At 65.5% G+C, this 22,741-nt stretch carries 25 protein-coding genes and 1 riboswitch; of the genes, 10 read left to right on the top strand and 15 right to left on the bottom strand.

Annotation, left to right across the window (positions count from 1 at the left end):
* Window positions 1-2: 2 nt before the first annotated feature.
* Genes KJP29_RS00250 through KJP29_RS00260 form a run of 3 tightly spaced genes read left to right on the top strand, consistent with a single transcriptional unit; the run spans window position 3 to window position 3,633 of the window.
* Window positions 3-1,280 (top strand): TRAP transporter large permease, encoded by a 1,278-nt coding sequence (locus KJP29_RS00250; RefSeq protein WP_218461531.1) that lies wholly within the window; start codon window positions 3-5, stop codon window positions 1,278-1,280.
* A complete protein-coding gene (locus tag KJP29_RS00255; RefSeq protein ID WP_218461532.1) occupies window positions 1,253-2,458 on the top strand; it encodes a cytochrome P450 in 1,206 nt (401 codons plus the stop codon). Before KJP29_RS00250 ends, KJP29_RS00255 begins: the two co-directional genes overlap by 28 nt.
* Window positions 2,455-3,633: a cytochrome P450 gene (locus tag KJP29_RS00260; RefSeq protein ID WP_218461533.1), complete on the top strand. Its 1,179-nt coding sequence runs from the start codon at window positions 2,455-2,457 to the stop codon at window positions 3,631-3,633. Before KJP29_RS00255 ends, KJP29_RS00260 begins: the two co-directional genes overlap by 4 nt.
* A gap of 97 nt (window positions 3,634-3,730) precedes the next feature.
* Here the strand turns inward: KJP29_RS00260 and KJP29_RS00265 are convergent, their stop codons facing one another.
* Entirely contained in the window at window positions 3,731-3,877 is a 147-nt protein-coding gene (locus KJP29_RS00265; RefSeq protein WP_218461534.1) for a hypothetical protein, read from the bottom strand.
* A 231-nt stretch (window positions 3,878-4,108) separates the two neighbouring features.
* On the opposite strand from KJP29_RS00265, the gene KJP29_RS00270 reads away from it, so the two are divergent.
* Complete coding sequence (locus KJP29_RS00270; RefSeq protein ID WP_218461535.1) at window positions 4,109-4,321, top strand: hypothetical protein; 213 nt, start codon at window positions 4,109-4,111, stop codon at window positions 4,319-4,321.
* Between the two features lie 60 nt (window positions 4,322-4,381).
* On the opposite strand, the gene KJP29_RS00275 is transcribed toward KJP29_RS00270, so the two are convergent.
* The 13 genes from KJP29_RS00275 to KJP29_RS00335 form a co-directional block, all read right to left on the bottom strand.
* A complete protein-coding gene (locus KJP29_RS00275; RefSeq protein ID WP_218461536.1) occupies window positions 4,382-5,116 on the bottom strand; it encodes an ABC transporter permease in 735 nt (244 codons plus the stop codon).
* Window positions 5,113-5,766: a TenA family protein gene (locus KJP29_RS00280; RefSeq protein WP_218461537.1), complete on the bottom strand. Its 654-nt coding sequence runs from the start codon at window positions 5,764-5,766 to the stop codon at window positions 5,113-5,115. Before KJP29_RS00280 ends, KJP29_RS00275 begins: the two co-directional genes overlap by 4 nt.
* Window positions 5,745-6,491: an ABC transporter ATP-binding protein gene (locus tag KJP29_RS00285; RefSeq protein ID WP_218461538.1), complete on the bottom strand. Its 747-nt coding sequence runs from the start codon at window positions 6,489-6,491 to the stop codon at window positions 5,745-5,747. The genes KJP29_RS00280 and KJP29_RS00285 overlap by 22 nt, the downstream gene beginning before the upstream one ends.
* Window positions 6,488-7,159: a TenA family protein gene (locus tag KJP29_RS00290; RefSeq protein WP_218461539.1), complete on the bottom strand. Its 672-nt coding sequence runs from the start codon at window positions 7,157-7,159 to the stop codon at window positions 6,488-6,490. Before KJP29_RS00290 ends, KJP29_RS00285 begins: the two co-directional genes overlap by 4 nt.
* Complete coding sequence (locus tag KJP29_RS00295; RefSeq protein ID WP_218461540.1) at window positions 7,156-8,091, bottom strand: ABC transporter substrate-binding protein; 936 nt, start codon at window positions 8,089-8,091, stop codon at window positions 7,156-7,158. Before KJP29_RS00295 ends, KJP29_RS00290 begins: the two co-directional genes overlap by 4 nt.
* A complete protein-coding gene (locus KJP29_RS00300; protein WP_218461541.1) occupies window positions 8,088-9,083 on the bottom strand; it encodes a HesA/MoeB/ThiF family protein in 996 nt (331 codons plus the stop codon). Before KJP29_RS00300 ends, KJP29_RS00295 begins: the two co-directional genes overlap by 4 nt.
* Window positions 9,080-9,676, bottom strand: a complete 597-nt coding sequence (locus KJP29_RS00305) for a thiamine phosphate synthase (protein ID WP_218461542.1) — start codon at window positions 9,674-9,676, stop codon at window positions 9,080-9,082. The genes KJP29_RS00300 and KJP29_RS00305 overlap by 4 nt, the downstream gene beginning before the upstream one ends.
* Window positions 9,673-10,446 (bottom strand): thiazole synthase, encoded by a 774-nt coding sequence (locus KJP29_RS00310; protein WP_218461543.1) that lies wholly within the window; start codon window positions 10,444-10,446, stop codon window positions 9,673-9,675. Before KJP29_RS00310 ends, KJP29_RS00305 begins: the two co-directional genes overlap by 4 nt.
* A gap of 1 nt (window position 10,447) precedes the next feature.
* The gene (gene thiS, locus KJP29_RS00315; RefSeq protein ID WP_218461544.1) at window positions 10,448-10,645 is read right to left on the bottom strand and encodes a sulfur carrier protein ThiS; all 198 of its coding nucleotides are present in this window, start codon (window positions 10,643-10,645) and stop codon (window positions 10,448-10,450) included.
* Complete coding sequence (locus KJP29_RS00320; protein ID WP_218461545.1) at window positions 10,629-11,603, bottom strand: FAD-dependent oxidoreductase; 975 nt, start codon at window positions 11,601-11,603, stop codon at window positions 10,629-10,631. Before KJP29_RS00320 ends, thiS begins: the two co-directional genes overlap by 17 nt.
* Window positions 11,600-12,397 carry a bifunctional hydroxymethylpyrimidine kinase/phosphomethylpyrimidine kinase gene (gene thiD, locus KJP29_RS00325; protein WP_370630746.1) on the bottom strand — a complete coding sequence of 266 codons (798 nt, stop codon included), beginning with the start codon at window positions 12,395-12,397 and terminating at the stop codon, window positions 11,600-11,602. Before thiD ends, KJP29_RS00320 begins: the two co-directional genes overlap by 4 nt.
* 65 nt (window positions 12,398-12,462) lie before the next feature.
* A riboswitch (TPP riboswitch) is annotated at window positions 12,463-12,563 on the bottom strand.
* A 671-nt stretch (window positions 12,564-13,234) separates the two neighbouring features.
* On the bottom strand, window positions 13,235-14,626 hold the full coding sequence (locus KJP29_RS00330) for a sensor histidine kinase (protein ID WP_255553367.1): 1,392 nt from the start codon (window positions 14,624-14,626) through the stop codon (window positions 13,235-13,237).
* Complete coding sequence (locus KJP29_RS00335; RefSeq protein ID WP_218461547.1) at window positions 14,619-15,290, bottom strand: response regulator transcription factor; 672 nt, start codon at window positions 15,288-15,290, stop codon at window positions 14,619-14,621. The genes KJP29_RS00330 and KJP29_RS00335 overlap by 8 nt, the downstream gene beginning before the upstream one ends.
* A gap of 147 nt (window positions 15,291-15,437) precedes the next feature.
* On the opposite strand from KJP29_RS00335, the gene KJP29_RS00340 reads away from it, so the two are divergent.
* From KJP29_RS00340 to KJP29_RS00365, 6 genes are all read left to right on the top strand, one after another.
* Window positions 15,438-16,514, top strand: coding sequence for a tricarboxylate transporter (locus KJP29_RS00340; RefSeq protein ID WP_218461548.1), 1,077 nt, complete (start codon window positions 15,438-15,440; stop codon window positions 16,512-16,514).
* Between the two features lie 81 nt (window positions 16,515-16,595).
* The gene (locus KJP29_RS00345; RefSeq protein WP_218461549.1) at window positions 16,596-18,626 is read left to right on the top strand and encodes a tripartite tricarboxylate transporter permease; all 2,031 of its coding nucleotides are present in this window, start codon (window positions 16,596-16,598) and stop codon (window positions 18,624-18,626) included.
* Between the two features lie 17 nt (window positions 18,627-18,643).
* Window positions 18,644-19,732 (top strand): 4-oxalomesaconate tautomerase, encoded by a 1,089-nt coding sequence (locus tag KJP29_RS00350; RefSeq protein WP_218461550.1) that lies wholly within the window; start codon window positions 18,644-18,646, stop codon window positions 19,730-19,732.
* 1 nt (window position 19,733) lies between these two features.
* Window positions 19,734-20,549 (top strand): universal stress protein, encoded by an 816-nt coding sequence (locus KJP29_RS00355; protein WP_218461551.1) that lies wholly within the window; start codon window positions 19,734-19,736, stop codon window positions 20,547-20,549.
* Between the two features lie 10 nt (window positions 20,550-20,559).
* The gene (locus KJP29_RS00360; RefSeq protein WP_218461552.1) at window positions 20,560-20,721 is read left to right on the top strand and encodes a hypothetical protein; all 162 of its coding nucleotides are present in this window, start codon (window positions 20,560-20,562) and stop codon (window positions 20,719-20,721) included.
* Window positions 20,722-20,731: 10 nt separating this feature from the next.
* Window positions 20,732-21,706, top strand: coding sequence for a D-2-hydroxyacid dehydrogenase family protein (locus KJP29_RS00365; protein WP_218461553.1), 975 nt, complete (start codon window positions 20,732-20,734; stop codon window positions 21,704-21,706).
* Here the strand turns inward: KJP29_RS00365 and KJP29_RS00370 are convergent.
* Window positions 21,681-22,736 carry an AbrB family transcriptional regulator gene (locus KJP29_RS00370; RefSeq protein WP_255553368.1) on the bottom strand — a complete coding sequence of 352 codons (1,056 nt, stop codon included), beginning with the start codon at window positions 22,734-22,736 and terminating at the stop codon, window positions 21,681-21,683. The genes KJP29_RS00365 and KJP29_RS00370 overlap by 26 nt on opposite strands.
* Between the last annotated feature and the right edge of the window lie 5 nt (window positions 22,737-22,741).

The raw sequence follows: 22,741 nt of genomic DNA on the forward strand, positions 1-22,741 counted from the left end.
ACATGGACGCTTTCCTCGGCCTCTTGGGGATGCTTGTGCTCATGGCAATGGGCGCCCCGATCTTCGTTGCGCTCGGCGCCACGGCGATGCTGATGATCTTTCTTGAAGGCAGGCCGCTCCTGGATGCCGCCGCGCATACGGTTTCGGGGCTGAACTCGGCCACCTTTCTTGCGGTGCCGTTCTTCGTGCTCGCCGCGACCTTCATGCAGAAGGGCGGGATCGCGCGGATCATCATCGACGCGGCGGAAACCTGGGTTGGGCATTTCCGGGGCGGGCTCGCGCTTGTCGCCGTGATCGCCACGACGCTCTTCGCCGCGATCTCGGGGTCGTCCGTCGTCACTGCGATGGCGATGGGGACCTTCCTGATCCCGGCGATGGTCGCGCGCAACTACGACCGACCCTTCGCGCTGGGTCTGGTGGGCGCGTCCGGTACGATGGGGATCCTGATCCCGCCGTCGCTGTCGATGATCCTCTACGGCCTCATCTCGGAACAAAGCGTGCCGCGCCTGTTTATCGCGGGCGTCATTCCGGGGCTCATTCAGGCGCTGCTGCTGGGGGCCTGGGTCGTCTTCTATTCGCGGCGAAAGGGCTATGCCTCGGGCGTGCGGGCGACGCGGGAGGAGTTCATCCGCAAGAACCTTCGCGCGGTGCCCGCCATTGCGATCCCGGCCTTCGTCTTCATCGGGATCTACACCGGCTATACCACCGTCACGGAAAGCGCCGGTGTCGCCGCCATCGCGAGCGTGCTGATCGCGGTCTTCGTCTATCGCGAGGTCAGCCTGCGCGAGATCATGTCGATGACGGCCGAAGGGATGAAGTCGGCTTCGGCCGTGACCTTCATCGTCATGTTCGCGCTGCTCTTCGCGCATTGGATCACCGGCTCGGGCGTGCCGACGAAGATCGTGGAGTTTGCCATCGAGGCGGACCTGAAGCCCTGGCAGTTCCTGCTTGCGCTCAACATCCTGATGCTGATCCTCGGCATGTTCCTCGATGCCATCGCCGTCATGCTGATCGTGACGCCCATCGTGCTGCCGGTGCTCGCGCCCTTGGGGATCGACCCGGTTCACTTCGGGATCGTCCTGATCGTGAACATGGAGATCGCCTTCCTCACCCCGCCGATCGGTCTGAACCTCTTCGTCCTGTCGTCCATCGCCAAGGCGCCCATGTCCGAGGCGATGCGCGGCATGGTCCCCTTCGTCCTGATCATGGCGGCGTTTCTCATCCTTATTACCTATGTTCCAGAGATCACTCTATGGCTACCGAACAGATTGATGAACTGAGGTCCGTGTGGGATCCCCACGATCCCGAAACCATCGAGACCTATCCCGCCGTCTGGCGCGCGCTGCGCGAAAGCCACCCGGTCGCATGGAGCGACAAGTGGGGCGGATTCTTTACCGTCATGCGATATGACGACATCCTGACGGTCGAGAAGGACCACGAGACCTTCACCGCGACGAAGCTGTCCATCGTGCCGGCCTCGCCCAAGCTGGGTCTGCCGCGGCTGCCCCTGCAAAAGGACCCGCCGGATAGCGAACGGTATCGCAAGGCGATGAACCCCTCGTTCAAGGCGAACAAGGTGCGCACCTTCGAGCCGCAGCTGTGCGCGCTGGTGGATCGGCTGTTCGAGGACGCCAAGGCGAGGGACGCGGCCAACGTGGATTTCCCGGTCCAGATCGGCGAGCCCATGAGCCAGGGCTCTCTGGGTCTTCTGGTTGGGTTCGACACGGAGGAGTCGCTCGAGATTGGGCGGCTGTCGGCGACCTATGTCCATGCCATTCAGGACCGCGACATGGGCACCGCCGCGCGGATGTCGAAGGGGGTCGATGCCTTCGCGATCAAGCTCGCGCAAAGCCGTCTGGCCGAGCCGCGCGATCCCGAGAGCGACATGGTCTCCTCGATCCTCGCGCATCCGGCCAAGGGCGAGCCCTTCACCGAGACCGAGCTTGCGGGGATGGTGCGGCTGCTGCTCGTCGGCGGGCATATCGCGTCACGCTGCCTGATGAATTCGCTCGCGTTCCATCTGGCGACGCACCCCGATCACGCGCAGCTTCTGCGCGACGAACCCGAGGTTGGGGCGACCTTCCGCGATGAAATCCTGCGCTTCTACCCGGCGAACCAGAGCCTTGCCCGCGTCGCCGCGAAGGACACGGTTCTGGGCGGCACCTTCATCAAGAAGGGCACGCCGGTCGCGATGAACTATGGCTCGGCCAACCGCGACCCGCGCGTCTTCGACGACCCCGAGACGTTCGACCCGCGCCGCAGCCCGAACCGGCACCTGACCTTCGGCTATTCGACCCACATGTGCATGGGGCAGGCGATGGCCAAGCTTCAACTCGAAGTGATGACCGACGCGCTACTTGCCCAGCCGGGCCTGACCATCGTCGGCACGCCGACCTGGGGGCGCTGGACGGAGTTCGGCATCAACACCCTGACACTCGACCTGCGAGGTAAGGCATGACGCACAAGGCAGATTTCACCGTCCCCGAAACCGAGGATTTCGACAGTCCACACGCACTCTTCGCCGAGTTGCGCAGCCACTGCCCGGTGGCCTGGTCGGACGACATGGGCGGGTTCTGGGCGGTGACGAAACATGCCGACGCGCGGCAGGTTCTCGAGGACTGGGAGATGTTCACGACGACCGTGCAGAACGTCGTGCCGCGTGTCGCCACGACCCAGCGCCGACCGCCCCTGCACCTCGATCCGCCACACAACAAGCCCTATCGCAACGCGATCCAGCGGCACCTCACGCCCGGCAAGCTTGCCACGTGGGAAGCCGATCTGGAGCGGATGGTGGCCCGGTTTCTCGATCCCTGGATCGAGGCGGGTGGTGGCGACATCTGCAAGGACTTTTCCTTCCACCTGCCCATCGCCATGCTCGCACAGTTCTTCAACCTTGCGCCCGACAAGGCCGAATTGATCCGCGAAGTCGGCGCCGAGTTCAACATGGCCCTGCAACGGATGGACTTCGACCTGCTGCGCGCCAAGTCGGACGAACTTTATGACATCGCCGCCGACCTGATCGCGGACCGCCACGCCAATCCGCGCGACCCGGAAACCGATCCGACGGCGAGCCTTCTGGCCGTGCGGGTCGAGGGCGAGCCGTTGCCCGACGACATGATCCTTGGCGCGCTTCGACAGTTCCTTCTGGTGGGGATCATCGCGCCCACGACATTCATCGGGTCGATGGCGGTGCACCTTGCGCGGCACCCGGAGCATCACGCGGAGCTGACCGCGACCCCGGATCTCGTGCCCGATGCGCTCGAAGAGCTTCTGCGCCTTTACACGCCCTATCGCGGGTTTGCCCGCACGGCGCGGGAGGACACCGAGATCGGGGGGTGCCCGATTGCCAAGGGCGACCCCGTGGCGATCGTCTTTACCTCGGCCAACCGGGACGCGGAGGTGTTTCCCGACCCCGACAGCTACCGGCTCGACCGCGAGGCGCGCGATCTCCTGACCTTCGGGCGCGGCCCGCACATGTGCCCCGGCGCACCGCTGGCACGGGTCCTCTTGCGCGAGACGTTGAAGCAGATCACGCAGAAGACCAAACGCCTGGTGCAGGTAGGCGAGATCGAGATGACCAACTGGCCGGAATACGGGCCGCTCAGCGTGTCCTTCGAGGTGGTGAAACGGTAGGCGCGCGGCTCTCGCCCTGTTGAGCGGCTCCGTCCGTTTCTGCCTTGTCAGGGCAACGAAACCGATGGCCTCTCTGCCAGCGCGCTTGCCGCGTCCTTCACCCGCGCGACCAGCCAGCTTGTTCGACTTGAAGGCTTGGCGCGGCAGTCTGTGGCACGAAGGTCAGGTGAATGCCCGGCGCGCGCGTTGCGACACGGGCGTTCAGTTCCAGCATCACTGACATGAGGCTGTAGCCCGAAAGCATCAGGACAAATCTGGGGGTCGAAGTCGGCCGGTTCCTTCACCGTGGCCTCGACCAGATCGCGATGACCAACTTGCGATACCTCAGGCGGGTTCACCTACAAGTTCTGATGATACATGGCATCATGACATAAAATTTTTTGATAGTAATCAGAACCCTTGAGTTGCGTGGACGACCAATGAGCAGGGATTCGTGTTTCAGTAATTTCCGACCAATTACGTATGGGAACTGTCCGTGAACCTGCCGATCCGCAAGGAGGAAGGATTTGAACCCGCGGCGATGGAGCCGGCACAGGATTTTCAGACCGCGATCTCCCCGGTCTCGGTCGGCGTGGGGATCAGCGTCGTGCCGCAAAGCGTTTCGCAGACCACGCGTCCGGGCGTGATCTATCGCGAATGCACCCGGCGCGGACCCCGGCACCGCGCTGGGGGTGATGATATTTTTTAATGCCGCACCCGGTCTTGACGGCGCGCCGATCTCCATCGCACGCTAGTCACCACTGCCTGTTCAATACCGCTCCAGGATCGCTCGGGCCCCTTGGCCCACGGCGGCGTGCAGGAGCACGGTCAGGATCGCCAGCACGATCAGCGCCGCGAACATCAGGTCCGTCTTGGCGCGGCCATTGGCCAGGAGCATCAGGTAGCCCAGGCCTTCGGATGCCCCCACCCATTCGCCGATGATCGCCCCGATGGGCGCATAGACGGCCGCGAGGCGCAGCCCGCTGGCCAGACCGGGCAAGGCGGCGGGAATGCGGATGTGCCACATGATCCGCGTGCGGCTGGCCCCCATCAACCGGGCAAGACCCTCCCAGTCGCGATTGGGACGCAGCAGCGCATCCAGAAACGACGAGGTGACCGGAAAGTAGATGATGATCAGCGCCATCACGATCTTCGAGCCCTGCCCATAACCGAACCAGAGCGTCAGGATCGGCGCCAAGGCAAAGACCGGGATCGCCTGGCTGAAGACCAGAAGCGGGCGCACCAGTTGACGGGCGAAGGACGAAGCAGCCAGCGCGATGGCCGACAGCGACCCCAGAAGCGTGCCCAGAACGAGGCCGACCAGCACCTCTTCAAATGTCACCAATGCGTGTTGGGCCAGCAGCATGCGGCTTTCCCACATCGTCTCGGCCACCAGCAGGGGACCCGGCAAGATGAAGCGCGGCAGGCCGGTGGCCCAGACCACAGCTTGCCAGAGCGCAAGACCCAGCATCGCCGAGAAGAGCAGCGTGCGCGTGCCGCTCATCGTGCCACGCCGAACCCGGCCCAGGCGGCGTCGAAGAAGTCACGCTCCAGCGCCACGGCTCGGTGAAACAGCGCTTCGGCGCGTGCCTGCTCGTCCGGGGACAGGCCGGGCCAGATCCGGTCGAGTTGGTCGCGAAGGTAGGCAACGACCCCGGCAAAGCCTTCGCCGGTGTGCAGGGTGATCCATTCCCCGTGCCAGAAAGGAAGGGACGCGGCGCGCTCGGAAAAGGGCGTGGCCCAATCGAGATAGCTCCACTCGGCCACGACCAGGACGGCCAGCATGCATTCGTAGCGGCCGGTCTCGCGAGCCTCGGCCATGAGGTCCTGAAAGGCGCGGGTCACGGGCGCGGGACGGGCGTCAGGGGATACGCCCAAAGCGTCGAAACTGCGCAGGAAGTAGGTGTTCTCCGGCCCGGCAACTACCGCCAGGAACTGCGCGGCGGGCACCGAGTCGGCGAGGCTTGGCGCCCGCGCTATGGCCGAAGCCAGAAGCCGCACGAAACCGTCGATGAAAAGGAAATCCTGTTGCAGGTAGCCGGCCATTTTCTCCGGCGGCAGGGTGCCCTCCGCCAGCGCACGGGTGAAAGGGTGGTCGGTCGCGGCGGTCCAGTCCGCCTCGGCGCCGGATTTCAGCAGGTCGGTGGGACGCAAGTTTCGTCCTTTCTCAATTCATCGAGCAGCCGGGCCTGCACCTTCAGGGTTTCGGGATCGCCCGACGCGCGCGGCACGCGGCCCGGTGGCGGGGGCAGGTCGTGCATCCCGCTTTCGGTCATCACCACGATCCTGTGGCCGAGGCGCGCAGCCTCGCCCGGGTCGTGGGTGACCAAAAGCACGGTGCGGCCCGCGAGGCTCTCGACCGTCAGTTCCTGTATCCGGGCGCGGGTGCGGGCGTCGAGGGCCGAGAACGGCTCGTCCAGCAGCACCACGGCGCGGTCTTCCATCAGCGTGCGGGCGAGTGCAGCGCGTTGGCGCTGGCCGCCGGAAAGCTCGGCAGGACGGCGCGCGGCCAAGGCCGCCATCCCGACCTGTTCAAGGACGCGCCGCAGTCGAGCGGGATCGGCGCTCTCACCGCGCAGCCGCGCGCCGAGGGTCGCATTCTCCATGACGGTCAGCCACGGGAGCAGCAGGTCGTCCTGCGCCATCAAGGCCACGCGCCCGGCCAGTGGCGCGCCGTCATCCGCGCCGATCCGGCCCGAGAACGCCACCCCCTCTGCCAGGCCCGCAAAGAGCCGCAGGATGGTGGACTTGCCGATGCCCGACGGGCCCAGCAGGCAAGTCCATTGACCCGCGGGCACCTCCAGCGACACCGTGTCGAAGAGGGGTGTTCCGGCAAAGGCGGCACTGCCCTCGATGTTGAGTGAAGGCGCGGGCGTCAAGGGGTCAGACCCATGTTCCAGAAGCCGACCTCCAGCCGTGTCGCGGTGGTGAAGCGCTGGCAAAGCGCGTCCCAGCGCGGGGTCGCCTCCGGAGTCTCGCCCAACCGCAGCGCCATGGCGCCGTCGATCAGGGCGCCCACGCTGTGACAGACCTCCTGATACGCTGCGCCCCCATAAAGAGCGATCCACTCGGCATAGGGTCCGCCGCCGCCCGCCGCCAGAAGCCGCGCGCCGATCTCGCCGTAGCCCAGCACGCAGGGGGCCAGCGCCGCGAGCAGGTCGAGGAAGTCGCCCGAATGACCGGCATCCAGCACGTAGCGCGTGTAGGCGATGTTCTCGGCCCGCTCCTCGGCATCAAGAAGCTGCGCCTCGTCAATAACCTCGCGGGCGCAGAGCGCGACATGCAGCGCGATCTCGTCATTGATCAGCGCGTTCACCGTGGCGGCGCAGTGGCGCATCTCGTCGACCGTTGCGGCCTTGGTGACGCCAAGCGCCCAGGCACGGCTGAAGTGGATGAGGAACAGGTAGTCCTGCACGAGGTAGTGCAGGAAGGTGGGGTGGGGCAGGGTGCCATCCGCCAGCCCCTGCACGAAGGCGTGGCCGGTATAGGCGGGCCAAGTCTCGCCCGCTGCAGCCCGCCAGAGCGGGAATGTCCTGCCGTAAGTCATTGGGCCCCCAGGTCGATGGCAAGCGCGGAGACCGGGCGGGTGCCTTCGACGAGACCGGCCTCGGCCAGGAAGGCCTCGAAACGCGCATAGCGGCCTTCGTCCAGTGCTTCGGGGCGCAGCGCGAAGCGGGGCAGGGTGTCGGCCCAGGCCATCTCGTTCAGATCGTCCTGCAGTTCTGGCGAGCTGGCAGAGAAGAGCTCCCAGCTTTCCTCCGGATGGTTGACGATATATTGCGTGGCCAGCTCAGTGGCGCGCAGGAAGCGGCGGATCAGGCCGGGCTCCATGGTCTCGGGGTTGGCGACATAGACCAGTTCGTCATAGGTCGGCACGCCCTCTTCCTCGATGTAGAAGCACCTGCCTTCGACGCCCTCGATCGTCATCTGGTTCAGCTCGAAATTGCGGTAGGCGCCCAGCACCGCGTCCACCTGTCCCGACATCAGCGAAGGCGAGAGCGACCAGTTCACGTTGACCAGCTCGACGTCGTCCAGCGTCAAACCATGGGTGTCGAGGACGGTGCCCAGGAGCGCCTCCTCCACGCCGGCGACCGAGAACCCCACCTTGCCGCCCTTCAGGTCCGCGACCTGCCGCACCGGACCGTCGGCCAGCACAAGAAGACAGTTGAGCGGCGTGGCGACCAGCGTGCCCACCCGGATCAACGGCAGGCCTTCGGCCACGTGCAGATGGAGTTGCGGCTGATACGAGATGGCAAGGTCGGCCTGACCGGCGGCGACCATCTTGGGCGGGTCCGAAGGATCGGCCGGGGCGATGATCTCGACCTCCAGTCCCTGATCGGCGAAGAACCCCTTTTCCTGCGCCACGATGATCGGGCCGTGATCGGGGTTCACGAACCAATCCAGCATCAGTGTCATCTGGTCCTGCGCGAAGGCAGGAGGGGCGGCCAGGATCAGAGCCGACAAGAGCAGTTTCTTCATTCCGGGGTCTCCTTTCTTGGGGTGTCCGTATCGCCGAGCGCGAGGAGCAGGATGTCGCCCGGCCAATAGGTCCGCAGCCGTTCCGCCGCTTGCCAGGCGCGCAGGCCCGAGCGACAGGCGAAAACGGCGCGCTGACCGGGGGCGGGACGGGGGCCCTGCGGCCCGAACGCGGCGACCTCGTGTCGCGCGGCGCCGGACAGGGCAGGGCCCGGTTCACCGGCACTGCGCAGGTCGACGACGAAATCGGCGTCTGTCAGCTCGGCCAGCGTAATGAAACGGGCGCCGCGCTCCGGCTCTGGTGCGCCGTCGAAGCGGAAGCCACCGAAGCGCATCGTGGCCGCGTCATAGGTTACGATCCGGCCTAGCGGTGAGGGGGTGGCACCGGTCAGCACGGCGATGGACATCTGCGCTTGCAACGCGCCGATGACGCCCACCGAGGGGCCAAGAACGCCGTCCGCGTCGCAGCTTCCCAGCCGCTCGGGCAAGTCGGGAAAGACGGCGCGGAGCGAAGGAGCCGGGCCGCAGAAGCCGCCCGCGTAACCCGCCATCCCCACGACCGAGGCCGAGATGAGGGGCAGGCCCATCTCGTGACAGGTGTCGCTGGCGGTATAGCTGGCGGCGAAGCTGTCGGCGCAATCGAGCACCAGCGTCACACCCGCGCAGGACCGCGCCGCAGTGGCGGGGTCGAAGCGCTCTTCGATGGGTTCCACCCGCGTTTCCGGGTTGAGCGCCGCCATGTGGCGCGCGGCGGCGGCGACTTTCGGCATGCCGGTGTCGGTCTCGCGGAAAAGAGTCTGACGATGCAGGTTCGACAGGGAAACCCGGTCCGGGTCCATCAGCCGGACAGCACCCACGCCCGCGCCCACGAGGTATTGCAGCACCGGCGCGGCCAGACCGCCCGCGCCGATCACCAGCACGCGGGCATCGCGCAGCGCCGCCTGTCCCGAAAGGCCGAAGTCCGGCACCGCGATCTGGCGGGCGTAACGGCTCATGCCGTGACCTCCAGCCACTGCCGCACCCGCGCCTCCGGGTCGTCGTTCAGGGTTATGTCGGTCACGGCGGACACCACGTCTGCCCCGGCAGCAAAGGCCCCCGGCGCGCGGTCCACCGACATGCCGCCGATGGCGACCAGGGGGATGGCACCAATCCGGGCCTTCCACTCGGACAGTTTTTCCACCCCCTGCCGGTGCCATTTCATCGTCTTAAGGATGGTCGGATAGACCGGCCCAAGGGCGATGTAATCGGGGTGCAGCGCCAGCGCCCGGGCCAGTTCCCTGTCGTCATGGGTCGATATCCCCAGCCGCAGGCCCGCCGCCCGGATTGCCTCCAGGTCGGCGATGTCCAGATCCTCTTGCCCCAGATGCAGCCAGTCGCAGCCCAGTTCGATCGCCAGTTGCCAGTGGTCGTTGACCACCAGATGCGCGCCATGATCACGGCAGAGGTCACGCGCTTCTGCGATCTGGGCGCGCAGCGCGTCTTCGGGCAGATCCTTGATCCGCAGTTGCACGAACGTCACCCCCAGTGGCAGCATCCGGCGCAGCCACCGCACGTCGTCGAAGATCGGATAGAAACGCGGCAAGCTCATTCCAGGAACGCCTTTCCCAGAACCGGGGTCGAGGGGGCCGCCATGTCGCGCGGCGGCATCGGGTCGGACCGGTTCGCGAGCGCGCCGGCGGCGACGGCTCCGGCAAAGGCCTCGGCCATGCCCGCCGGGTCGCCCGCCCTGGCGACGGCGGTGTTCAGAAGCACGGCGTCGAAGCCCAGTTCCATCGCATGGGCCGCCTGGCTGGGCAGGCCGAGGCCCGCGTCGATCACGAGAGGCACCTCGGGGAAATGCGCCCGAAGCGAACGCAGCCCATAGACGTTGTTCAGACCAAGCCCGGTGCCGATCGGTGCGCCCCATGGCATCAGAACCTGACAGCCAGCGCCCAGCAGCCGGTCGCAGAGCACGAGATCCTCGGTGCAGTAAGGGAAGACCTCGAAGCCGTCGTCGGTCAGCAGGCGCGCGGCTTCCACCAGCCCGAAGGGATCCGGCTGGAGCGTGTCGGCATGGCCGATCACCTCCAGCTTGATCCAGTTGGTGCCAAAGAGCTCGCGGGCCATCTGCGCCGTGGTCACCGCCTCGCGCACGGAATGGCAGCCGGCAGTGTTGGGCAGCAGGGCCACGCCCAATTGCTCGACAAGCGACCAAAACCTCTGGCCCTGTCCGCCATCCCCCGCCTCGCGCCGGACCGAAACAGTGGCGATCCCCGCGCCGGATCGGCGGAAGGCCTCTTCCAGCACGGCGGGGGAGGGGTATTGCGCGGTGCCCAGCATCAGGCGCGAGGCGATCTCGGTTCCATAAAAGGTCGGCATCTCAGCCGCCCTGCCTTGGGGCGACGATCTCGACCCTGTCTTGCGGATTGAGATAGGTTTCGGCGCGCAGCGTTGCGGGCACGAAGACCTCGTTCACCGCGGTGGCAACCTTGGCCCTGCTTTGGCCGGTCTCTTCCAGAAGGTCGGCCAAGGTAGGGCCCGTTATGGTGCGGGGTTCGCCGTTAAGCGCGATGATCATGCCAAAGCTCCGGTTTTTCCTGGCCGTCCAGCACCGCCGCCGCCATCCGCGCCATCGCGGGGGCGAGCAGGAAACCGTGCCGGAACAGGCCGTTTACATAAAGAACGCCGCCTGCCTCGGTGAGGCGCGGCAGGTGATCGGGAAATGCGGGGCGCGCGTCGGCGCCGATCTCGGCCAGCTCCGCCTCTGCGAATGCGGGGTCGAGCGCGTAGGCCGCCGACAGCAACTCCATGACCGAGCGCACCGTGGCGCGGCCCCGTTCGGCGCTTTCGATCTGGGTCGCGCCCAGCATGAAAACCCCGTCGCCGCGCGGCACGACATAAAGCGGAAACCGCGGGTGCAGCAGACGCACCGGCCGCTTGAGGTGGACGCCGGGCGCGCGCAGCACGACCATTTCCCCTTTCACGCCCCGGAGGTCGGAAAGCGCTTCGGAGGCGGCCAGCCCGGTGCAATCGACTACGCGATCGGCCGGCGTGGCTTCGGTCGTGAAGCGGACGCCTCGCGCGGCCAGCCGGTCGCGCAAAGAAAGCAGCGCGGCGCGCGGGTCCAGGTGCGCCTCTTTGGTCATCAGCAGGGCGCGGTCGAAACGTCCGGCGAGCTGCGGTTCCGCACTGGCGATGCCCTCGCGGTCCAGCCAGCGGTGGTTCGCGGTGCGGCGGGCGAAGATATCGAGTTCGCGCCGATCGCGTCCAAGGGTCACGACCAGCGTGCCCTCGCGATGCACTTCGGCCCCCTGTGCCTGCCACCAGTCGGCGGCGGCGCGACCCAGCCGGAACACCGGTTCCTCGGCCGAGAACCCTTCGCAATCCGGTGCCAGCATGCCACCGGCCCACCACGAACAGGACTGTGCGCCGGGTCCGCCGGCGGGGTCCGTCACCGTGATGCTGTGGCCGCGCCCTGCGAGTTCCGCCGCAACGCATAGCCCGGCGACGCCGCTGCCCCGGATCGTGACCCTCATGACCAGACCTCATGGAAGTGATGCACCGGGCCGTGGCCCCCGCCGATTTGCAGCCCCTCCGCCGCGCGGATCGCGCCCTGGAGCCAGACGTGCGCGCGCCCGACTGCCTGTGACAGGGGCAGGCCCCGTGCCAGCCCGGCGGCAATGGCCGAGGACAGGGTGCAACCGGTGCCGTGGGTGTTCTGGGTGGCGATGCGGTCGGCCTTGAAGGCTTTCGTGCCCGCTGCGGTGACCAGCCAGTCGGTGCAGGTCTCGCCCCTGCGGTGGCCGCCCTTCATCAGCACCGCCCCCGCGCCCATCGCCAACAACCGCCGCCCCTGCTCCTGCATGTCTTCGTCCGTGTCGGCGTGGACTGCGTTCAACAGGCGGGCGGCTTCCGGTAGGTTGGGGGTCAGGACCGTGGCGCGCGGCAGCATGTGGCGGCAGAGCGCCAACACCGCGGTATCTGGCAGGAGCGCATCGCCGGATTTGGCCACCATCACCGGGTCCAGCACCACGGCCCCGGGAAATCCCGAGATGGCCCCGGCCACGCATTCCACCAGGTCGGGTGTGCCCAGCATCCCGACCTTGATCGCGTGAACCTCGATGTCCTCCAGCACTGTCGCGACCTGCGCTTCGATCACCTCGAGCGGGACCGGGTGCACGGCGCGCACCGCTCGGGTGTTCTGCGCGGTGATCGCTGTAATGACGCTGGCACCGTAGACACCCAGGGCCGAAAAGGTCTTCAGGTCCGCCTGGATCCCGGCGCCGCCGCCGCTGTCGGACCCGGCAATGGTGAGAACTGTGGCTGTCACGTCCGTCCATCCGCTTGTCAGGGTCAGGGCGCGACAGGACATCAAGGGTGACCATGGGTCTTCGGACGGTCACGATGACTGTTTCCTACGCCGGTCCTAACCGGTTCAGGTTCAATGGGTTCGCGTGAAAGCGTCTCAGCCCCGAGGGGCACCCCAACAGATCTGCCTACTGTGTAGGAAGGAATGGCCGCAGGGTCAAGGAACGACCATTTTGCGCCTCGCGGCCCGCAAGGGTTCGCTTCGCCGACCGGTCTTGCAGGCTTTTTCAGGCAATCAGGTCTGGCTTGCGACGCGCTGCACCTGACAGTGCGATGCATTGTCGATGGGGCAAGAGGCGGACGCGGCGCCGTGGTCCCGCGACACCCGAACGGTGAAACGCGAGGGGGCCCGGCGTCGGGTGCCGGCAAGGCTCGTCATGAAAACGTCGCGGCGCAGGTGGGACGGTGCGACTGCACGGGTCCGGATCAGTTGGCCCTTGCCGAAAGCGGGGGCAAGTTTCCAAGCATTGCGGAGAAGGAAGCCACGAGAGCGCCTTTCGGCGTGAAACTCGGTAACATCCAGTCTGTGACCGCACCGATGAGACGTGAAACCATCGAAGCCTTCGCCAGACTCCGGATCTTTTCTCAAGGCTACCAAGGGCAATGCGGCACGAGCAAATCCCCGGATCCGACCAGATAAGTGTTCAATCAGCCAGATCGTATGAAGTGCCTAGATGCTCTTGTAGCCCGTGGGTATCGATCCATGACCAGCCATGGTGCAAGTATCTTCGAGCACGACACTCGAGACAGATGGGCTTTGCCTTGCACGCGGCGCAGAACATATCGCCGGACAGCGCGGCTACGCCGGCTTGGTTGCCGCCGGCAACTCGAGCCGAAAGCGCGTTCCACGATCGACGTTCTCCAAGCGTACCTTGCCATTGTTCTTGCGGATCACCTGTTCGACGATTGCCAGCCCCAGACCCGTTCCTTCGCCGTGACGCAGCTGGGAAAACCGGCGGAACGCTGTTTCTTCCTCTTCCGGCGGAATTCCGATGCCATCGTCTTCGACGGTGACGACGATGGTGTCGCCGTCTCGGGCGGTGCTGACTGAGATTCTCCCCATCGTGGGACCACCGTGTTTGAGGGCGTTCTCCACAAGATTGGTCAGCGCCTCGCCGATCAGGACGGGATCGCCCTCGATCTCGAGACGCTCGTCGGCCGGGTCAAGTGAAAATCTCAGATCGCGGGACAGGACGGAGGGGGCGATGCCACGGCAGACTTCTTCGACGATTGTGTTCAGGTCAAACCGCGTCACCGATCCGCCGTAGCCGTAGCGCAGACGTTCAAGCTGGAGCAACTGGCTTGTCAGCCGGGCCGCGGCGCGGGCGGCCGAGATCAGCTCGGCCTGACGGACGGAGCGTTCGGTGTCGTCGCGGACATCCGGCAGGGTTTCCGCGAGTGCCAGCAGCGCTGCGGTCGGGTTGCGCAGCTGATGAGCGGCATCGGAAATGAAGGCTTGATGTGCCTCGATACTGTCGCGGACCTGCCCGAAGAGGCGGTTCAGCGTCGAGACCACCCCGGCGACCTCGGTTGGCACGGGTCTGCGAATCCGACCGAGATCGTCGGGCGATCTTTTCTGGATCGCTTCCTGCAGGTCGTTGAGCGGGCGAAGCCCGACCTGCACCCCGAACCAAACCACGAGGGCCAAGGCGACCATCAGGCCTGCCATGACGGTTATTGCGCGCAGAGCCAATTCCTGGGCGAACGCCTGACGGTCGCTCACCCGCTGCCAGACAGTCACGACCGTTTCGCCGGAGAGATTGTCGATCGTGCTTGCCTCGGTCATACGCAGCACCCGCATGTCTTCACCGCGATAGTTGGCAATGTAGTAGCCGGGTTCGGATTGCGGCATGTGCTGGTCGGGCCGCGGCGGATAGGCATATCCGGTGACATAGTAGCCCCCCGGCCCGGTCACATGATAAAAAACCTCGCCGCCGCCCGCGTCCGAGATGAAATTGCGCGTGCTGGGGGACAGCGCATCGCCGCCCGAGATTGCCACATCGCGGGAAATGGCCAGTGCTGCCGCCAGCAGGCTACGATCGAAAAGGTCTTCGGACGTGCGCTTTGCGGCCTCGAACCGCCACAGGCCCAACAGGACCGACACCACCAGCAGAGGCGGAAGGATGACCAGAAACAGCCGCAGGCGCAGCGACATCGGCCGGTGCCTGACCGGCCTGCGGGTTCTAGCCATTCTCTACTTCCAGCATGTATCCCAGACCGCGCGCTGTCTTGATCCTAATGCCATATGGCTCCAGTCGCTTTCGCAGGCGGGAGATATGCGGCTCGATCGCGCTTTCCTCGGCGTCCGATCCGATCCCGTAGACGTGATTCATGAGTTGGCCTTTTGACACCAGCCGCCCGCGACGTTCCAGAAGGCATTCGAGCGTGGCGATTTCCTTCCGCGGAATGTCAAAGGGCTGTTCGTCGAGAAGAAGCTGCCGCCCGGTGCGGTCAAAGACCAAAGGACCCAGCATGTCCCGTTCGGAAAATTCGAGGTTCTTGCGGCGGGCCATCGCGCGCAGTCGCGCTTCCAGTTCGTCCATATCGAAGGGCTTGGTCAGGTAATCGTCGGCACCCGCATCCAGGCCCGCGACGCGTTCCGCCGTTTCGGAGCGCGCGGTCAGCAGGATCACGGGCGTCCCGTCGCCACGCCGCCGCATCGCACGCAGTACCGCCAGCCCGTCCATCTGCGGAAGGTTGAGATCGAGCACGATCAGATCGGCGCCTTCCCGTCGGAGAAAGGCATCGGCTTCGGCGCCGTCGTGAAGCAGGTCAACCGAATGGCCCCTGTCGCGCAGACGGAAAGCGATTCCGTGGGCCAGCGCCTCGTTATCTTCTATGACTGCAATACGCATGGTCACGCATTTGTCACGATGCGCAAGTTTCACGCAAGCTTGGAACGGCATTGTGCCGGGGTTGGAGGAGGGAATCATTCCCTTGAACGGCTAAAATAGCGCGCCGCGCTCCTGCTCGGCGCCCACAGGGTCTATGGGAGGAAACCAATGACCATCAAGCATCTCGCCAGCTCTGCTGCGGTTCTCGCGATAATGACTGGCACGGCATTCGCCGAGGTCGATTTCGAAGGCAAGACGATCGAATGGGTGATCCCGTTCTCGGAAACCGGCGGGTCGGCCAAATGGGCAAACTTTTTCGCGCCGCTACTCTCTCAGGAATTGCCTGGCCAGCCCACGGTCGTCGTGAAGTTCATGCCGGGCGCCGGATCGACCAAGGGCGCAAACTGGTTTCAGGAACAAGAACACAAGGATGGCACCTTGCTGTTCGGGTCCTCGGGTTCGACACAGTTCCCTTATCTTCTGAACGACCCCCGCGTTCGCTACGAATATGGTGACTGGATTCCAGTTATGGCCACGGGCACCGGTGGCGTCGCCTATCTCAACCCCGAGGATGGTGCGAAATTCGACGGTTCGGCCGATGGCCTGAAGGATGTGAGCCTGATTTTCGGGTCGCAAGGTGCCACGGGTCTTGACCTCGTACCGCTCCTTGCGTGGAAGATGCTCGGCATGAACGTCGAGCCGGTATTCGGCATCAAGGGCCGTGGGGATGGCCGCCTGATGTTCGAGCGCGGCGAAGCGACGATCGACTACCAGACTTCCTCGGGCTATCTGTCGGGTGGCGCGGAACTGGTCGAGGCTGGCACAGCCGTTCCGATGATGTCCTGGGGCGCGCTGGACGAAGACGGCAACATCGTGCGCGATCCGACCTTCCCCGACATGCCGTCCTTCAAGGAAGTCTGCGCGGCCACCGAGGGCTGCGAGACCGAGGGGGTCGCATGGGACGCCTGGAAGGCCTTCTTCATCTCCGGCTACCCGTCGCAGAAGATCGCCTTCCTTCCCAAAGGCACCCCGCAGGATGTCGTCGACACCTATGTGGCCGCCTTCGAGGCGGTTCGGGCGCATCCCGACTTTGCCGACATCTCGTCCAACGAGGTGGGTGAATACCCGATGTTCGTCGGTGAAGGCGCCGAGAATGCGGCCAAGGAAGCCACGACGGTGACCCCCGAGGCGAAAGCCTATGTCATCGACTGGCTCAAAGAGTCCTACGGCGTGACGATCGAGTAATCGTCCGCCCGGCAGGTCCTGCTTCTCCCTGCAGGGCCTGCCACCCCCGCCTCTTAAATCCTCAACAGAAAGAACGGTGCGATGGATCTCTTCGCGACCGCCCTGCCGGCGCTTGCCGATGCCTGGGCTCTCATTCTGCAACCTGTCGTCCTGGGTCATCTCGTTCTGGGCGTCGTCATGGGTCTCGCCGTCGGCGTGTTCCCCGGGCTGGGCGGCATCGCAGGCCTGTCCCTGCTTCTGCCCTTCATGTTCGGCATGGATCCGGTTCTGGGTCTCGCGCTGATGATCGGCATGGTGGCGGTGGTGCCGACATCGGACACGTTCTCGTCGGTGCTCATGGGCATCCCGGGGTCATCAGCGTCACAGGCGACAGTTCTTGACGGTTTCCCGCTGGCGCGCAAGGGACAGGCGGCGCGGGCGCTGGCGGCGGCCTTTACCGCTTCGCTGTTCGGAGGCCTGGTCGGGGCGGTGTTCCTGACGCTCTTCATCGTCGTCGCGCGTCCGCTCGTGCTGGCCTTCGGCCTGCCCGAGATGCTCATGATTTCCATTCTCGGCCTGTCCATGGTCGCCGTCCTCGCAGGTCGGGTCGCGCTCAAGGGTCTGGCAGCCGCCGGGCTCGGTATGCTGATCGGCACCATCGGCGTCGCCGATGCGGGAGGGTCGCTGCGCATGGCGAGCTACGATTTCCCCTATCTGACGGACGGTCTGCAACTGGTCATCGTTGGTCTTGGCATCTTTGCGGTGCCCGAGATCGTCTCGCTCCTGCGGCAGGACCGGTCAATTGCCAAGAACGCCTCGCTCGGTGCCGGTTGGATGGACGGGGTGCGAGACTGGTTCGAGAACAAGTGGCTGTCGGTGCGCTGTTCGCTGATCGGTGTTCTGGTCGGCGTGATCCCCGGCCTTGGCGGCTCTGTCGTCGACTGGATCGCCTATGGTCACGCTGTCCAGACCACCAAGGACAAGTCGCAATTCGGCAAGGGCGAGATCCGCGGCGTGATCGGGCCGGAAAGCTCGAACAACGCCAAGGAAGGCGGCGGGTTGGTTCCGACGCTGCTGTTCGGCATCCCCGGATCGGGCTCGATGGCGATCTTCATCGGGGCGATTGCCCTGCTCGGGTCGGGTGACATCGAGGTCGGCCCCGCCATGCTGCGCGACAACCTCGACATCACCTATTCCATCGTCTGGTTGCTGGCGCTGGCCAATGTCGTGGGCACGCTTCTGTGCATCGGCGTGTCGGGCGGGATCGCGCGGCTCACCACGATCCGCTTCACCTATCTCGCGCCGTTCCTGTTCATGCTGATCGCCTTTGCGGCTTTCCAGTCGGGCCAGAACTTCGAAGACATCCTGGCGCTTTTTGCTATCGGTCTGATCGGCATCTTCCTGCGCCGCTTCGACTGGTCGCGTCCGGCGTTCCTGATCGGCTTCGTGCTGTCCAACCCGGTCGAGAAATTCTCGAACCAGGCTTTCCAGATTGCGTCGTTCCGTTTCCGCAAGTCCTTTGAGGAGGGCATCGATTACATCTTCTCACCGATCGTGATTGTGCTTCTGATCGTGACGGTGGTCTCGGTGGTTCTGGGTCTTCGTCAGGCCAAGACCATCATGGCCGAGGGCGACGTGCAGTCGGGTTCCAAACGGGCGCCGGTCATCTTTCTCTTCGTCATCATGGCCTATGTCGTGGTCGCGCTCATCAATGCGAGCCTGATCCCGAACTACAATATGACTGACAAGATCGTGCCGCTTCTGATCGGTGGGATCACGCTGGTCGCGTTGCTCATCCTGCTCGGGCAGATGATCCGTCGGCCCGAGACGGACGCGATCTTCGCCGACAAGGAATCCTCGGGCGAGGATGCCGATGCGCCCTATGGGCTCTGGGGCACGCTTGCGTGGTTCTCTGGGCTCATTGCGGCGACCTACGTGCTCGGCTTCATCCTCGCGCTCGCACTTTTCCTCGTGACTTTCCTCAGGGTTCGGGCACAGGCGGCATGGCCCAAGACCTTCATCCTCACAGCAGCTGGACTTGCCCTGATGTGTGTGATGGCGGGCGCCTTGAACCGTGATTTCCCGCCGGGGCTCTTGCAGGACGCCATCGATTTGCCCTGGCCGCTGAACTGATGCGCGGAGACATGGACATGACACAGACAGGCATTCCCTACGTCTTCATGCGCGGCGGCACCTCGCGCGGACCCTACTTCAACATGAAGGACCTGCCCCACGACCGTGAAACGCTGGCCGAGGTGCTGCTCGCCGTGATCGGCGCGGGGCACGGGATCAACATCGACGGGATCGGCGGCGGTGTCGCCGTGACCACCAAGGTGGCCATGCTGTCGCCCTCGGAGGACGACTGGGCGGACGTGGACTATTTCTTCGCCCAGGTCTCGGTCGAGGACCGGATCGTGGACTTCAGGCCGACCTGCGGCAACATCCTCTCGGGCGTCGGTCCAGCCGCCGTCGAGATGGGGCTGGTTGCGCCCACCGGCGACGAGACCGAAGTGAAGATCCGCGCCGTCAACACCGGCGCGCGGGTGCTGGCCCGGGTTCAGACTCCGGGCGGCGCGATGCGCTATGACGGCGATGTGGCGATCGCGGGGGTGCCCGGCACGGCGGCCCCCATCGCGCTCAATTTCATGGGCGTCGTCGGCTCCTCTACCGGGGCCTTCCTGCCCACGGGGAACCTGCGCGACAGTTTCGACGGGATTGAAGTCACCTGCATGGATGTCGCGATGCCCATGACCATCGCCCGCGCCGCCGATTTCGGCCTCACGGGATACGAAACCGTGCAGGAGCTTGACGACAACCGTGACTTTTTTGCCCGGATGGAAAGCGTCCGGCGTCAGGCGGGCGCGGCGATGGGGCTTGGGGACGTCTCCCAATCCGTAACGCCGAAATTCGGGCTTCTCTCTCCGGCCCGGAACGGCGGTACCATTGCGACCCGGTATTTCATGCCCTGGACGACACATCCCTCCATGGCGGTGACCGGGTCGCAGTGCCTTGCCTCCTGCGCGCTGACGCCGGGCACTGTGGCGGACGGGCTGCTCGAGCGCCCAGTGACCAGCCCGGCCAATGTGGTGCTGGAACATCCCTCGGGCACCATCGAGGTTCTCGTGGACTTCGAGATGAACAACCACTTCACGCTGAACTCCGCCGGACTGCTGCGGACGGCGCGCAAGCTGGCGGACGGGCGCGTCTATGTCCCCGCTGCCGTATGGAAGGGACTTTGACATGCCGGTGATGAACCTTCTCGTGGCCTTCAACGGGTCCGACGGATCGGTCGCGGCGCTGCGCTACGCAGCCTCGCTCGCCAATCGGTTCGGGGGCCATGTCAACGCCATGTTGGCCCACAGCACCCATGAGGTGATCGACAAGCGCACGCGCTGGATCCCGAAAGAGGCCCGCGTCCTTCTGGACGAAGCGAATGCCCGTATCCTGCGCGAGATCGAGGCGCGGTTCGAGACCGAGCGCGCCGCGCTGGGTCTGCCCGAGGGCCTGCGGTTGCAAGAGGTCTCGGGCCGTGTCGATCAGGTCCTGTCCGAAGCCGCGCGGCATTACGACGTGATGATCGTGGGTGCCCGGTCGGAGGCCGACGACGAACACGTCACGCTGCACCCGGACCGGATCGCGCTCTTGTCCGGTCGCCCGATCATCGTTGTGCCTGCGGGCTATGACGCCGGGGCCGGGCACAGCCACGCGGCGCTCGCCTGGGACGGGGGACGTGCCGCCGCGCGGGCGCTTTCTGACAGCCTGAGGCTGCTCGAGGACGAGGGCCGCGTCAGCGTGCTGACTGTCGGCCCGCGCAACCCCTGGCCGATCAGCGACCTGATGGCGCATCTGTCGCGCCACGGGGTCGAGGCGACGCACGAGGATTTTCCGACGTCCGATCCCGTTGCGGAAACGCTGCTCGGGTGGTGCGATGCGCATAGCCCCTCGCTTCTCGTCATTGGCGCCTACGAACATTCCAAGTTTCGCGAGGATTTCTTCGGCGGTGCGACCACCCACATCCTGTCGCGCACCAGAATCCCCGTTCTGCTGTCTCACTGAGGACCCCACCATGAGTGATTTCGAAAAACTCGCCCGCGCCCGCCGCGATCTCGAGGAAACGCGCAACGACCTGTCCAAGCGGATCGCAGAGGATGCCCCGGACAAGGCCGATCTCGTCGTCTTGCACGAAAGGGTCTGCCGCGCGATCAAGGCGCTCTACGGCAACACCTGAGACGCATCCCATGAAGGTCCACATACTCGACGACTGGTTCGACACGCTGCGGGGTCTGCCCTGTTTCGATCTGCTGGCGGACCATGAGGTCACCGTCTGGACCGACCATGAGCCCGATCCGGCGGCACTGGCCGCGCGGCTGGCCGATGCGGAGGCCCTGGTTCTGTTTCGCGAACGCACGAAGGTCACCCGCGACCTGCTCGCACGGCTGCCCAACCTGCGGCTCATCTCGCAGCGCGGGGTCTGGCCGCATGTGGACGTCGAGGCCTGCACCGAGGCGGGTGTGCTCCTGTGTTCGAACAAAGGCGCCGATGGCGCGAATTATGCGGCGGCCGAGCTGACCTTTGCGCTCATCCTCGCGGCGATGCGCCAGTTGCCCCAGCAGATGGCGAGCGCCAAGGCGGGCCGATGGCAAATGGGCGTGGGCCGGACCCTGCGCGGGCGGCGGCTGGGGCTTTATGGCTATGGCCGGCTCGGGCGCGTGGTGGCCGACTATGCCCGTGCCTTTGGCATGGAGGTGGTCTGGTGGGCCTCCGAGGCGGGGCGGGACCGGGCGATGGCGGCGGGCGAGGCTGTGGCCGAGAGCCGCGCGACGTTCTTTGCCGACAGCGATGTCGTGTCGCTCCACCTCAGGCTCACGCCCGAGACGCGGGGCATCGTCACGACGAAGGATCTTGCCGCCATGGGGCCAAGGTCCGTGCTCGTGAACACCTCGCGCGCGGGGCTCATCGCGCCGGGGGCGCTGCTCGCAGGGCTCGACGCGGGCCGCCCCGGCACGGCCGCGGTCGATGTGTTTGACAGCGAGCCCCTCACCGATCCCGCCGATCCGCTGCTTGCCCATCCGAACCTGATCGCGACGCCCCATATCGGCTTTGTCACCGAGGACGAGTTTGACAAGCAGTTCGCCGATATCTTCGCCCAGGTGAATGCCTATGCCGCGGGCGCGCCGATCCACATGGTCAATCCCGCTGCCCACGGGCGATGATCGCCGCCAGCACGGGAGCGCCGACGATGACGATCACGATGCGCGTCAGGTGATGGGTGATGACAAAGCCAAGATCGGCCCCGGTCACGATGGCCAGCACCGTCATTTCTGCCTGACCGCCGGGGGCGAAGGCCAGGAAGGACGCGACCGGAGTGCCGAGGCCCAGTGCCGTTACCAGCCCCGAAAAGAACGCCGCGAGCATGGCGAGCACGACGACATAGGCGATGCCCGCCGCAACGACGCGGGTCAATTCCTTCCAGGTCACGCCAAGAAATTGCACTCCGATCCCGCAGCCAATCAGAAACTGCGCGGCGAGGATCGCCTCGGCGGGGGGGCGGACGTGGACGATGCCCGACAGCGAAAGCGCGGCGGTCACGGTCAACGGCCCGAGTATCGAGGCTCCGAAAAGCCCGATGCGCTCGCCACCCTTCCAGCCAATCCATGCCGCGGCGACCATGATCAGCAATTCATGGACCGGAAGGTCGGTCACCGGCGCGCCGATCGGATTGGACAGAGGCACACCGTAGAAATGGCTCAGGATGAATGGCGCGAGCGTCACGATGATGAGCACCCGCGTTCCGTGGACGAGCGACAGGATACGCGGGTTGGCGCCTGCCTCGGCTCCGAAAATCACCATGTCCTGTAGGCCGCCGGGCATTGCCGCGTAATAGGCCGTGGGGGCGTCGAATCCCCAGATCCGTCGAAAGAACGGTACGCCCACCAGTGCAATGAGCGCGATGAAGACTGGAATCAGGGCAACCGACAGCGCCATGCGGGGCAATTGGGCCACGACTTCTGGAGTTATCGAGGCGCCAACCGCAACTCCAAGGATCGTGCGTGCTGCGACCGTGACCTGCCCGAACCCCTTGAGGGGCAGGTGAACGAGCGCACCCACGAGGCAGAAGGTCATCGGCCCGAAGAGAAAGGGCAGGGGGAGACCGCAGATCCAGAACAGAGCCGTCCCGGCAGTCGCGAGCAGGAAGGTCAGGCCGCGCTGGCCCGAGACGGGGATGATGAACTGTTTGCGCAAACGGG

Origin of the sequence: Maritimibacter sp. DP1N21-5, assembly GCF_019218295.1 — a bacterium.
Taxonomy (GTDB): Bacteria; Pseudomonadota; Alphaproteobacteria; order Rhodobacterales; family Rhodobacteraceae; genus Maritimibacter.

Bases quoted from the DNA above. Each gene is read 5' to 3' on its own strand.
- KJP29_RS00260 (WP_218461533.1), top strand. From the start codon at position 2,455: ATGACGCACAAGGCAGATTTCACCGTCCCCGAAACCGAGGATTTCGAC.
- KJP29_RS00320 (WP_218461545.1), bottom strand. From the start codon at position 11,603: ATGAGGGTCACGATCCGGGGCAGCGGCGTCGCCGGGCTATGCGTTGCG.
- KJP29_RS00340 (WP_218461548.1), top strand. From the start codon at position 15,438: ATGACCATCAAGCATCTCGCCAGCTCTGCTGCGGTTCTCGCGATAATG.
- KJP29_RS00275 (WP_218461536.1), bottom strand. From the start codon at position 5,116: ATGAGCGGCACGCGCACGCTGCTCTTCTCGGCGATGCTGGGTCTTGCG.
- KJP29_RS00350 (WP_218461550.1), top strand. From the start codon at position 18,644: ATGACACAGACAGGCATTCCCTACGTCTTCATGCGCGGCGGCACCTCG.
- KJP29_RS00345 (WP_218461549.1), top strand. From the start codon at position 16,596: ATGGATCTCTTCGCGACCGCCCTGCCGGCGCTTGCCGATGCCTGGGCT.
- KJP29_RS00310 (WP_218461543.1), bottom strand. From the start codon at position 10,446: ATGCCGACCTTTTATGGAACCGAGATCGCCTCGCGCCTGATGCTGGGC.
- KJP29_RS00300 (WP_218461541.1), bottom strand. From the start codon at position 9,083: ATGAGCCGTTACGCCCGCCAGATCGCGGTGCCGGACTTCGGCCTTTCG.
- KJP29_RS00250 (WP_218461531.1), top strand. From the start codon at position 3: ATGGACGCTTTCCTCGGCCTCTTGGGGATGCTTGTGCTCATGGCAATG.
- KJP29_RS00290 (WP_218461539.1), bottom strand. From the start codon at position 7,159: ATGACTTACGGCAGGACATTCCCGCTCTGGCGGGCTGCAGCGGGCGAG.
- KJP29_RS00365 (WP_218461553.1), top strand. From the start codon at position 20,732: ATGAAGGTCCACATACTCGACGACTGGTTCGACACGCTGCGGGGTCTG.
- KJP29_RS00355 (WP_218461551.1), top strand. From the start codon at position 19,734: ATGCCGGTGATGAACCTTCTCGTGGCCTTCAACGGGTCCGACGGATCG.
- KJP29_RS00255 (WP_218461532.1), top strand. From the start codon at position 1,253: ATGGCTACCGAACAGATTGATGAACTGAGGTCCGTGTGGGATCCCCAC.
- thiS (WP_218461544.1), bottom strand. From the start codon at position 10,645: ATGATCATCGCGCTTAACGGCGAACCCCGCACCATAACGGGCCCTACC.
- KJP29_RS00335 (WP_218461547.1), bottom strand. From the start codon at position 15,290: ATGCGTATTGCAGTCATAGAAGATAACGAGGCGCTGGCCCACGGAATC.
- KJP29_RS00360 (WP_218461552.1), top strand. From the start codon at position 20,560: ATGAGTGATTTCGAAAAACTCGCCCGCGCCCGCCGCGATCTCGAGGAA.
- KJP29_RS00265 (WP_218461534.1), bottom strand. From the start codon at position 3,877: ATGCTTTCGGGCTACAGCCTCATGTCAGTGATGCTGGAACTGAACGCC.
- KJP29_RS00295 (WP_218461540.1), bottom strand. From the start codon at position 8,091: ATGAAGAAACTGCTCTTGTCGGCTCTGATCCTGGCCGCCCCTCCTGCC.
- KJP29_RS00305 (WP_218461542.1), bottom strand. From the start codon at position 9,676: ATGAGCTTGCCGCGTTTCTATCCGATCTTCGACGACGTGCGGTGGCTG.
- KJP29_RS00330 (WP_255553367.1), bottom strand. From the start codon at position 14,626: ATGGCTAGAACCCGCAGGCCGGTCAGGCACCGGCCGATGTCGCTGCGC.